General features: G+C 58.6%; 9 protein-coding genes. 7 read left to right on the top strand and 2 right to left on the bottom strand.

Annotated elements, in window-relative coordinates:
* The first annotated feature begins 26 nt into the window (after positions 1 to 26).
* From ACTH3D_RS05225 to ACTH3D_RS05255, 7 genes are all read left to right on the top strand, one after another.
* Positions 27 to 2240: a TonB-dependent receptor domain-containing protein gene (locus tag ACTH3D_RS05225; protein WP_441665974.1), complete on the top strand. Its 2214-nt coding sequence runs from the start codon at positions 27 to 29 to the stop codon at positions 2238 to 2240.
* A gap of 182 nt (positions 2241 to 2422) precedes the next feature.
* Positions 2423 to 3331: a LysR family transcriptional regulator gene (locus ACTH3D_RS05230; RefSeq protein ID WP_441665976.1), complete on the top strand. Its 909-nt coding sequence runs from the start codon at positions 2423 to 2425 to the stop codon at positions 3329 to 3331.
* 296 nt (positions 3332 to 3627) lie between these two features.
* A complete protein-coding gene (locus tag ACTH3D_RS05235; protein ID WP_441665978.1) occupies positions 3628 to 5148 on the top strand; it encodes an MFS transporter in 1521 nt (506 codons plus the stop codon).
* A gap of 46 nt (positions 5149 to 5194) precedes the next feature.
* Positions 5195 to 5893, top strand: a complete 699-nt coding sequence (locus ACTH3D_RS05240) for an ABC transporter ATP-binding protein (RefSeq protein ID WP_441665980.1) — start codon at positions 5195 to 5197, stop codon at positions 5891 to 5893.
* Positions 5884 to 6291, top strand: a complete 408-nt coding sequence (locus tag ACTH3D_RS05245) for a hypothetical protein (protein WP_441665982.1) — start codon at positions 5884 to 5886, stop codon at positions 6289 to 6291. Before ACTH3D_RS05240 ends, ACTH3D_RS05245 begins: the two co-directional genes overlap by 10 nt.
* Before the next feature lie 129 nt (positions 6292 to 6420).
* Positions 6421 to 8409, top strand: a complete 1989-nt coding sequence (locus ACTH3D_RS05250; RefSeq protein ID WP_441665984.1) for an FtsX-like permease family protein — start codon at positions 6421 to 6423, stop codon at positions 8407 to 8409.
* The gene (locus tag ACTH3D_RS05255) at positions 8406 to 9608 is read left to right on the top strand and encodes a lipocalin-like domain-containing protein (protein WP_441665986.1); all 1203 of its coding nucleotides are present in this window, start codon (positions 8406 to 8408) and stop codon (positions 9606 to 9608) included. Before ACTH3D_RS05250 ends, ACTH3D_RS05255 begins: the two co-directional genes overlap by 4 nt.
* 131 nt (positions 9609 to 9739) lie before the next feature.
* On the opposite strand, the gene ACTH3D_RS05260 is transcribed toward ACTH3D_RS05255, so the two are convergent.
* The gene (locus ACTH3D_RS05260) at positions 9740 to 10726 is read right to left on the bottom strand and encodes a glycine betaine ABC transporter substrate-binding protein (protein ID WP_441665988.1); all 987 of its coding nucleotides are present in this window, start codon (positions 10724 to 10726) and stop codon (positions 9740 to 9742) included.
* A gap of 130 nt (positions 10727 to 10856) precedes the next feature.
* A partial coding sequence (gene gloA, locus ACTH3D_RS05265) for a lactoylglutathione lyase (RefSeq protein ID WP_441665991.1) occupies positions 10857 to 11354 on the bottom strand: 498 nt, incomplete at its 5' end.

Raw genomic sequence — 11354 nt, forward strand, 5'->3', positions numbered from 1 at the left:
ATAACCATTATCATTCAGGGAGCATCATGAGCCGCTTTACTCCGCATGTCTTAACCAGTGCCGTAGCATTGGCCGCCGCATCCACCGCCCTAGCCCAAGATACTCAGCAGCTAAATGATATCGTTGTCACTGCCGCTGGCTACGAGCAGTCGCTGCGCAATGCCCCTGCTAGCATCTCGGTGGTAACCCGCGAAGAACTCCAACAAATGCAGTTCGCCAACGTGGCCGAGGCCATCGCCAATGTTCCCGGCGTGGATGTGCGAGAAGGCACTGGCAAGACAGGTGGGTACAATATCAGCATCCGTGGCATGCCCAGCGACTACACCCTGATCCTGATCGATGGTCGACGCCAGAACACCTCAGGTAGCGTTACGCCCAACGGCTTTGGCTCCACCTCAACCAGCTTTATGCCTCCAGTATCACAGATCGAGCGTATTGAGGTGATTCGCGGTCCAATGTCGACCCTCTACGGCTCTGATGCTATGGGTGGTGTGGTCAACATCATCACACGCCGCATCGCCGATGACTGGGCCGGTACGGTCACCGTCGAGAACACATTCCAGCAAGACCGAGGCATCGGCAACAGCTCGGCTATCAACCTCTATGCCGCTGGCCCATTAATAGAGAACAAGCTAGGCGCTCAAGTACGTGGCCGGCTTTACGACCGAGACAGTTCCGACCGCATGATCGAAAACAGTCTCGGTCGTGACCCGCGTCAACCCGAGGCACGCATCTATTCCATCGGTGGCCGCCTCAACTTTACCCCCGACGAAGCCAACGAGCTTTGGGTGGACGCCGAGCGTTCTCGCCAGTCCTACTCCAACGATAACTGTCGACTAGGTAGCAAAGATGGCTTATCGAAAAGTGACTGTCTCACACCTGAAGACAATGCTTTCTGGGGCTATGAAGACGAGCTGCACTTCAATCGTGATCAAGTTGCCATCGGCCACACTGGCCACTATAGCGCTGGCACCTTGGAAAGCAGCATCACTCACAATACCACTGAAACCTTGGGTCGCACGTTACCGGCTGGCAGCGCACCGAGCTATGGCTACGAAGCCCTGGGCGGTGAGAAACGCCTGCTAGAAAACCGCGATCTTGTCGTAGATACCAAGTTCGTTGCGCCGCTTGGCGATCATATGCTCGCCATTGGCGGACAGTACATCGACTCTGAGCTAGAAGATGGCGCTGCCGGTAGTGCAACATTTAAGCAAAGCAGCTGGGCGCTATTTGCCGAAGACGAATGGTTACTGACCGATACACTAGCGCTAACAGTTGGTGGCCGCTACGAGCACCATAAAGCTTTTGGTGGACACTTCAGTCCGCGCGGTTATTTGAACTGGAGCCCTGATGACAACTGGACCCTGAAGGGCGGTGTCAGTCGCGGCTACAAGACGCCGACTCTCAACCAGCTTCACGACGGCATCACCGGTTTCAGCGGCCAAGGTACCACTGTAAATATCGGTACTCCTGACCTCGAGCCAGAGAAAAGCACCAACTACGAACTCGGCGCTATCTACGATAGCCTGAATGGTTTTTCGGCGGGCGCAACTCTCTTCTACAATCAATTCACTGACCGCATTGATAGCGCCAACCCGCTGCTGAACTGCCAATATATCGACAACTCTGGGGACACCCCATACGCCAATTCAGCCAGCTGTCTGAGCATCGGTGACTTTACTGCCCAAGAGAGTTTCGGTCAGCTGGTCAATATCGGCAAAGCGGAAACTCGCGGGTTGGAGCTGACAGCGAACTACCAGTTTAATCCGGCGTGGTCGATCAACGGCGGCTATACCTACACAGACTCTGAAATCAAGAGTGGTGAAAACAAAGGCCAGCTACTAACTAATACGCCTGAGCACAAACTGACGGCTGAGCTGAGCTGGGATATCAACGATCGTTGGAACACGACGCTAGAGGGCGAGTACTACTCTTCACGGGAGCGCATTAGCGGCGGTGTGACTCCTGGCACCCAAGAGGCCTCGCTTGTCGACCAAATTGGCAACAAACTGGAAGGCTACGAGATTTTCAACCTGCGTACCTCCTATCGTTTCGCCAACAATGTGCGTCTGACAGCCACTATCTACAACCTGTTCGACAAGGATTTCTCGGACTACGATACCTACACACATGATGGCGATACCTATGTCACCTACCGTTACATCGAAGGGGGACGCTCTATCAGTGGCGTGGCGCTGGATAGCCGTAGTCTCTGGGTTTCAGCTAGCTACGAGTTCTAAGCTCAGCTGAGATACTGTTTCGCTGTTTCGATCCAATCCTTTTGCCCCGGCCATGCCGGGGCGTTTTTTTAGCTCTCTCCCAGCCCCTTAGGAGATCGACAAACAGCACCAAAACATAATAATTTTCATTTAGATTAGTGTTGTGACATACTGTCTCGCCTCTTGCCACCACCGCCCTCGCTATGCACGACTTCGATGAACTGGCCGCTTTCGATGCAATAATGACCTCGGGCAGCCTGACCCGCAGCGCCCGGGAGATAGGCTTAGCCAAGTCGACCCTTAGCCGTCGCATCGCTCAGCTGGAGGCGAGGCTGGGGCAGACACTACTGCGACGCCAGGCCAACCGACTGATACCCACCGAGGCAGGGCTGGTATATCACGACTACTGCTGCCAGATTCTTAGCTTGGCCAGCCAAAGCCGTGAGGCGCTAGCCGACCTTTCCGAGGCAGTGCGCGGGCGCCTTACCCTTGAGGTGCACTGCAGCCTGGCACGCAGCTGGGCAGCCAAAGTGGTGGAGACCTTCTTGGCAAGTCATCCTGAAGTGGAGCTGACCCTACAGGTCCGTGAACACCCAGAGTGCTCACCGGAGAGCCAGTGTGCACAGGTGTGGCTGGGTGAGTTGCCCTCAAACATCAGCCTTCGAGCAGAGCCTCTGGGACAACTTTCTCAGAGGCTCTACGCCAGCCCTGACTACCTGACACGCCACAGGACGCCTGCACACCCCGAGGAGCTAGCGCATCACCCCTGGATCGACCTACTCGGCACTACGCATGAGGGACTAACGCTACATCACCCCGAACAGGGGAGGTTCTGCTTCCGCCCACCACGCTCACGATTGTGCGTCGATCTGCCGATGCTACAAGTGGATGCCATCGTCCGGAGCCAAGGCATCGGGGTACTGCCGGACTGGATCGTCGCCAAGCGAGAGGATCATCATCCCGGCGAGCTGGTACCCTGCCTTACCGAATGGCGTCCGACACCTCTGGCAGTCACACTACTCTCCCCTTATGGTCAGCATTCTCGGCGCTTGGACGCTTTGCTCGATGCCCTGCGTCAGGCTGTACCAACCGCATGGCACAAAACCTTCTAGTAGCCTGTCGGATTCTCGCTGCTTCTGCGGCCAAGAAGTCTCTAAAGAAACACTACATAAATCCCCCGGTAGCTACCTGAACACCATCGATAGAAAGGGGCAGGCCAAGAACCAGGCCCAGCCACTCACATTATTCTCTCTCGGCAATCGGATGCTGGCAGGACATTGCCTGGGTTATGCTGACGGGGAAGAAGTGATCAGAAAATGACCGCTGACGCGCTGTTTGAGGCTCATTGATGGTTTCAGACGCTACCACTAAAGTTGTTCAGCGGTTCACTAAAGGAGGCAATGCGTCCGTGCAAAGCCAGGACAATACACAGCAGCCAGGTGCTGACGGCATCCAGGAATCGATTCGCTGGCGCATCCTGCTGGTACTGCTTGCCGCCATTGTGATGTCGTTGATTAGTGTCAGCATTGTCAATGTGGCACTGCCTTCCATTCAACACGGCCTGGACGCCACCCAGTCTGATCTGCAGTGGGTGCTGTCCGGCTATGCGCTGACCTTCGGCGTGATATTGGTGGCTGCCGGCCGGGCTGGCGACATCATGGGTCGCGGGGGAATCTTTATCCTTGGGGTGATGATTTTCACCCTGGCTTCGATTGCCTCGGGCCTGGCTCAAGACCCCACCTCGCTGAACGTGGCACGGTTTACCCAGGGCATCGGCTCGGGGCTGCTCAGTCCTCAGGGTGTCGGTATGATCCAGCAGTACTTCCGTGGTGCCGAGCGCGGCAAGGCATTTGGCTATTTCGGCAGTGCCGTGGGCGTGGCAGTGGGTGTCGGCCCGGTGCTGGGCGGCTTGTTGATCGAACTTGGCGGCCCCGATATTGGCTGGCGGCTGACCTTTCTGGTCAACGTACCCATCGGCGTCCTGACCATCGTCATGGCCTATATTTGGTTTCCTAGACCGCTTTTTACCCGTACCTCACTGCCTTCAACACCTACATCACACCGGGCCATGCGCAAGATTCAGCATACCCTCCGCTCACTCGACCCGATTGGCTCATTGCTGCTGGGGCTCGCCGTGTTTTCGGTACTGTTTCCATTCATGGAATCGCGCTCCGCCCTACTAACCTGGCTACTGCTGCCGCTGGGGATTTTTCTTGTGGCAGTATGGGTGCGCTGGGAGCGCTACTATGCCCGACAAGGCTGCAGCCCAATGGTGAACCTGGATATCTTTTCCACCCGCAGTTTCACCAATGGCGCGCTGATCATGACGCTGTACTTCATGGGCATGACCAGTATCTGGGTGCTGGTCGCGCTGTATCTGCAACAAGGGCTGGGAGAAAGCGCCTTGAAAACCGGCCTAGTGAGTCTTCCTGCAGCGTTCATTTCTGCGTACGCCGCTCACTGGGCCGGCAAGCGGGTCATGCTCTATGGCCGAAAAATGGTCATTGGCGGACTGTTATTCGCCATTGCCGGCGTGATAACAACCGTTGTCGTCATTTTACTGCACCAGGGCGGCTATGTGAGTATCTGGTGGCTACTGGGTTCGCTGTCGCTGATCGGCATTGCCCAAGGGTCGGTAATCAGCCCTAACCAGACCCTGACACTGGCCGAAGTGCCGTTACAATATGCCGGTAGCTCCGGCGCCATCATGCAAACTGGCCAGCGCATCGGCACCTCCATCGGCATTGCCGTGATCACGGCTGCTGTTTTCACCACCCTTGGGCTATCAACCTGGCCCGTGGCCGTATCAGTGGGCTTTGGCCTGATCCTGGTGGTCATCCTCTGCGCCCTGTGGCTTGCCTTCAAAGATCAACGCCATCGGGTAAAAACACGTAGCGCCGGGCCTGTTGAAGGAACCACCGGCAGCTGACCCAACCTTGATCACTGCTTGAACACGCCCTTGCACGGAGTCTGCCATGCTCGAGTTTCGTCATGTCCACAAATCCTATGCTACGCCCCAGGGGCCATTAAATGTGCTGACCGACGTAAGTCTGAGCCTGACCGCCGGCGAAAGCCTGGCGCTGATGGGCGAGTCAGGCAGCGGCAAGTCAACGCTGCTGCATCTGGCCGCCGGACTCGACCTGCCTGATAGCGGCGAGGTGCGCGTCAACGGCCAGCGGCTGAACACACTGGACGAACCCGGCCGGGCACGAATGCGGCGTGAAACCCTGGGCCTAGTATTCCAGCAGTTCCACCTGGTGGCGAGCCTTAACGTGGCCGACAACCTGCGTCTGCAGGCACGATTGGCGGGGTGCGAAGACCCGGCATGGTCGGCCCGGCTAATGGAACGCCTGGGCCTGTCAGGGCGCGAAGACCACTATCCCGAGCAGTTGTCTGGTGGTCAGCAGCAACGCCTGGCTATTGGCCGCGCCCTGGCGCCCCGCCCGGCATTGCTGCTGGCTGATGAACCCACCGGCAACCTGGACGAAGCCACCGCTGAAACGGTGCTTGACCTACTGCTATCGCTGGTGGCGGAAAGCGGCAGCAGCCTGTTGATGGTGACACACAGCCCCAGCGTGGCTGCGCCCCTGGATCACCAGATGTTGCTGCGCCGTGGTCAGCTACTAGATGCTACCGATAACACCGCTGTGCAGGGTCGCCCGACATGCGCTTGATTGGCGTAGCGCTGATAACGCTGCTGTCGCACTACCGCCGTCATCCCGGCCAACTGGCCATGTTGCTGCTGGGGCTGTGGGTGGCAGGTGCACTGTGGAGTGGCGTTCAGGCAATCAATGCTTCGGCACGCGACAGCTACGCCCAAGCCGAAGCGCTGTTGAGCAGTGACTTTGATCGCCTGGAGCGCAAGGACGGCACGTCACTGAGCCGGGAAGACTTCATTCAGCTGCGCCGCGCTGGCGTACTGGTCTCGCCGCTACTCGAAGGCGATGTCACCACCAACAGCGGCGACAAGCTCACATTGATCGGCATCGATCCGCTCACCCTGCCCACCAACAGTAGCCTGGCCAGCACGGGCAATGGCAGCAGTCTGCAGGATTTTCTGGTAGTGCCCTAGCAGACGCGAATCGCACCGGAAACACGCCGCCGACTGGGGGACGCACCCAGCGTCAATCATCCTTCCGCGAACAGTAGCACGCCACTTCCCCCCTTAATTGATGCACCTGCGCTACCGCCCAACACCCTGGTGCTGGATATTGCCGTTGCCGCCCAGCTGCTGAATGCCGGCAACACGATTACCGCGCTGGTCAGCGCCACGGGATCGCTGGATCAAGCGCCCGACGGCTTCAGCCTAGTTCATGCTCAGAGCCGCAACAGCCCCGGCGAGTTGACTCAGAGCTTTCACTTGAACCTGTCGGCCATGGCACTGCTGGCCCTGATTGTCGGGCTATTTATTGTTCAAGCGGCGCTAGGACTGGCACTGGAACAACGGCTGGGACTTTTGCGCACCCTCCGCGCACTTGGCGTACCGGGCCGCACCCTAACGGGGCTACTGGCTCTGGAGCTGTTGCTGCTGGGAGTGGTCGGGGCACTGGCCGGGCTGATCAGCGGAGTCTGGCTCGCCAAAGCACTGCTACCGGATGTGGCCGCCACTCTGCAAAGCCTTTACGGCGCTGATGTCAGCAGTACGCTCAGCCTGCCCTGGCATTACTGGCTGGGCGGTATGAGCGTCACTCTTGGCGGCCTGTTCATTGCTGGCAGCGGTGTGCTGTGGCGGGCCAGCCGGATCAGTGTCCTTGCGCTTGGGCAAGCCCAGGCATGGCGCGCCGGTTTCCGGCATCAGCTGCATGTCCAGACTCTACTTGGTGGGGCTGCCGCTCTGATGGCACTGGGGCTTGGAGCATGGCTGCTTAGCCGACCCAGCGGCGAAGGGCTGGTGGCCGGGTTCGCACTGGTTGCTACACTGATGCTGGCTGCGGCCCTGTGGCTGCCGCCGCTGCTAGCTTTGGCGCTGCGGCTGATGCTGCGCGCTGTGACGCGCTCTACACCGGCAACCCACAGCTGGCCATTAACCGAGTGGGCACTGGCCGATCTGCAACTGCAGCTGCCACGGCTGTCGCTAGCCATGATGGCGCTGCTAATTGCACTGTCAGCTAATTTGGGCGTCAGCAGTATGGTCGGCGGGTTTCGCCTGACCTTTCTCGACTGGCTGGACCAACGACTGATGGCAGACCTGTACCTGACACCGCCAGCAGCGCAGTTCGACGATATTAATCGCTGGCTGGTCCAGCAGGACGCCGTCAGCGAGCGCCTAATTACCGCCAGTGCCGAATCGCAGCTGGTCGAGGTCAGCCCGCAGGACGACCCACCCCGCAGCTTGGGCCTGCCGCTCTCGGTGTTTGGGATCACCCCGGGGCAAACGCTGATGGCCGACTGGCCACTGCTGGCCACTCTGGGCGACAGAACCTCCGCCTGGCGGGCCTTCCAGCGAGGCGATGCATTCATTAACGAGCAGCTGGCACGTGGCCAGGGTATCGCACTAGGTGACCGGCTGAACCTGAGTGCGCCTGACGGTATAGAGCGCCTCACTGTGGTGGCCATCTACCCCGATTACGGCAACCCGCGCGGCGAAGTGGTGATGGCTACCCAGCGGGTACGCGAACGCTTTAATGTGCCACCGCTATCCATCGGCATCGTGATCTCGGCAGGCGGCAGTGGCACGCTGCTAAGCCAACAGCTAAGCGAGCGTTTCAACCTGACACACCGGCAGCTGCAGGACCAGCGCGAGGTCAAGGCGGCAGCCACGGTCATTTTCGAACGCACCTTTGCCATTACCCGGGCGCTGAACGGTCTGACCCTGGGCGTGGCAGCGTTGGCACTGCTAGCCACATTGTTGGCTCAGGCTCGAGATCGTCGCCGTCGCTTAGCCGCGCTCTGGGCGATTGGCGTGCCACTACGCCAGCTGCTGACCGTGCAGCTGACCCAGCTGGCCGGTGCTGCACTGTTTACTGGCCTGCTGGCCATTCCTTTAGGCATCGCCATTACCGCTTGCCTGGTGTGGGGCATCAATGTGGCCGCCTTCGGCTGGCGATTGCCGCTGCACGTTTTTCCCGCTGAAGTCGGCCTGACACTGGGCACCGCCATACTGGTTGCCCTGTTGGCGGCGGGCCTGCCGATGCTCAAACTGTGGCGCACCCCGCCTCGCACACTGCTGGCCGAGGAGGACACCACATGACCCCGCTGGAAAAGAGGCTGAATACCGTGCTGCTGGCGCTGTGCCTGCTGCTGGTCAATTCCTGTGACCAGATGCCCGAACCCACCAATAAAGACACTGCTGCCGAGGGCGGCAGAACCGGTTTTGCCGGACTCGGCGCCACCAGCGATGGCTATGCCCACGCTCGCCCCGGTATTTCGCTGAATTTTCCTGACGATCACGGCTCTCACCCGGATTTTCGTATCGAATGGTGGTATCTCACCGCCAACCTGGAAGATGCAGACGGCCAGCCGCTGGGCATGCAGTGGACGCTGTTTCGCCAGGCCCAGCAGCCCGGCTCAGATAACGTCGCACCGAGTGAGGAATCCACACAGTGGGGAACCGATCAGCTATGGATGGCCCATATGGCGCTGTCGCGGGGCGATGTTCACCATGTCGCCGAGCGCTTCGCAAGGGCTTCTAACGTGCTACAACAGCAGGCCACACAACAGGCTGGTGTTATCGCCCAGCCCTTTCGCGCCTGGCTGGACGACTGGCAGCTGGAAAGCCTGACTAACCAAGCCTCCGGTGATGCACTGGACCAGCTGCGGTTGACGGCCCAGAGCGAAGATGCCAACGGACTCTTCGGCTATGCGCTGACGCTTGAGGCCGAAGGCCCGCTGGTACGTCACGGCACCGAGGGTTTCAGCCAGAAATCTGCCGATGGCCAGGGGTCGATGTATTATAGCCAGCCGTTTTATCGGGTCACTGGCGAGGTCATGCTGGGCGGCAAAGAGGTCCCGGTCAGCGGCCGGGCCTGGCTGGACCGCGAATGGAGCAGCCAGCTACTCAGCGCCGATCAGGCTGGCTGGGACTGGTTTTCACTGCACCTCGACAATGGTGACCGCCTGATGGCCTTTCGTTTACGTGGTGGCGGCGATGGAAGTAGCGCTGACTACCTGTCTGGTAGCTGGATTACTGCTGATGGCGGAGTGACCCCCCTGCACAACACGGGCCTGGCTTTGACACCGCTGGAAAACGCCGAGGTCAACGGCCATCACGTGCCAGTGCGTTGGCAGCTGGCACTACCGGAAAAAAATCTTGCGCTGGAAATCACCGCCCGCAACCCCGGGCGCTGGATGGATACCTCAGTGCCTTACTGGGAAGGCGCAGTCAACGTCAGCGACACCGCCAACGGTGATCCACGCGGCGAAGGCTACCTGGAAATGACCGGCTACTGACTGATCTCAATACGTTGGGACTGGTGAAACCACAGCGGTGGGAGCCCGACGTATCGGGCGACAGGGTCAGGATCAGAAATAATCGCCGGATGAATCCGGCTCTCACGAAACCCGTGCAACGTCACGCCGGTTCAGGCTTCTGGTATTTCTAGGGTTTCCTGCACCACTGGCCAGGCCGGCTGACCATTGCGTGTGGTGACACCTTCCAGAAACTCTTTTACCTTGCCTGGATTATTGCGTATCCAGTCCAGCGCCACTTCATCCGCCTCACGCTCTTCATAGCTGTAGCCACGAATCATCTCACTCTGCTGGTCAGCACTGAATATCAGTTGGCCAAGCAGTCGGGCGGCATTGGGGCTGGATTCTGCGAACTCCTGAGTCACCAGGGTGCGAACGTCACTGCGGCCTCCGTCGGGGCCCCAGGCATCCTCGGGATCATCGAGGAACTGGATGTCATACTCGATGCTCGCCCAGTGCGGCGTCCAGGCATAGAAGACGATCCACTCGTCCCGGTCCATTGTCACCTTGGCTTGGCTGAACATCCCCGTCGTAGAGGTTTCAGAAAGTCGCCACTGATCGAGGCAATAGGTCCCCTCATCTTGCATTTTCGCCAGCAGGTCGCTGGTGCCTGAGCCGACTTCAATGGAGTACAGCACGCCTCCAGCCTTGTCTCTCAGCTCCTCGTTACACAAATCGGTGGCTGAGGTGTACCCCGCATCATACACATAACTGGGGACGACAAAGCCCAGCCGCGCACCGTCAACATTGGTGCCCAGATCAACCAGCTTGTTCTTGCCTTGGGTGGAAGTGTCGTACATGCCTTGCTGGGCAGGCAACCAAGCGGCCAGATACACGTCCAGCTCGTTCTGACTCAGTGCCTGATAGGCGATCGTTGCGCCCAACTCTTGCTTTTGTGTTGTGTAGCCGAGGGTATCGAGCAAGGTTGCCGCTACCTGACTTTTTACCGTCACGCCTGGCCATGGGGGAATGGCAAACCGGACAGCTTCAGCCTCTTCGGCCAGGGCCATTGAGCTCAAAGTCAATGAACCCAGGGTCAGGGGAACTAGCAGAAAACTCCCCATAAGACGGTGTGTGAAGGAACGCTTGGAGTGATTCACCGGATCTCCTTGGCAGTCATGCCATGTTGGAACACCACATAACCTTACCACCCTGTAAGGATCCAGCAACGTGAATTAATAGTCGGTTAACTTTATGTCGTGGATATATTCTTCCTCCCTGCCGTGAGACTCAGGCGCCTTTTCCCAGCATCTTTGCGGCTTCGACCACTTCTATCCAGTAACCGTCAACGTCCTTCACAAACACCACGTCTTTCATCTTGCCCTGATCAGGGCGCTTGATGAACTCCACCTGATTGGCGTCAAACCAAGTCACAGCCGCATCCAGGTCTGGCACTGAAAAGCAGATGTGGCCAAAACCTTGAGGCTCGGCATTGCCGTCGTGGTAGGCAAAGTCTGCCTGATTCTCTGTTCCCCAGTTATGGGTCAACTCCAGCAGGCCTTTCTGGGAAAAGGTCCAGACGGTGCGCTGATCGATATCTTCCGGCACCTTGTCAGCAGGCTCCAGCCGGGCAAGAAAGTACAGCGTAAAACGCATCTCGTCGAAATCCAGCTTGCGTAATACGCGCATGCCGAATACCCGCGAATAAAAAGCCAGTGATGCCTCAGGGTCCTTCACTCTCAGCATGGTGTGATTGAAGCGAAAACCCTCGGTTTCGACGCCTGGTGT

The sequence above is a fragment of the Halomonas sp. genome, assembly GCF_052095765.1.
GTDB lineage: Bacteria > Pseudomonadota > Gammaproteobacteria > Pseudomonadales > Halomonadaceae > Halomonas.

Excerpts from the sequence above, each read along its gene's own strand:
- ACTH3D_RS05245 (WP_441665982.1), top strand. The coding sequence starts at position 5,884 with ATGCGCTTGATTGGCGTAGCGCTGATAACGCTGCTGTCGCACTACCGC.
- ACTH3D_RS05240 (WP_441665980.1), top strand. The coding sequence starts at position 5,195 with ATGCTCGAGTTTCGTCATGTCCACAAATCCTATGCTACGCCCCAGGGG.
- ACTH3D_RS05230 (WP_441665976.1), top strand. The coding sequence starts at position 2,423 with ATGCACGACTTCGATGAACTGGCCGCTTTCGATGCAATAATGACCTCG.
- ACTH3D_RS05255 (WP_441665986.1), top strand. The coding sequence starts at position 8,406 with ATGACCCCGCTGGAAAAGAGGCTGAATACCGTGCTGCTGGCGCTGTGC.
- ACTH3D_RS05225 (WP_441665974.1), top strand. The coding sequence starts at position 27 with ATGAGCCGCTTTACTCCGCATGTCTTAACCAGTGCCGTAGCATTGGCC.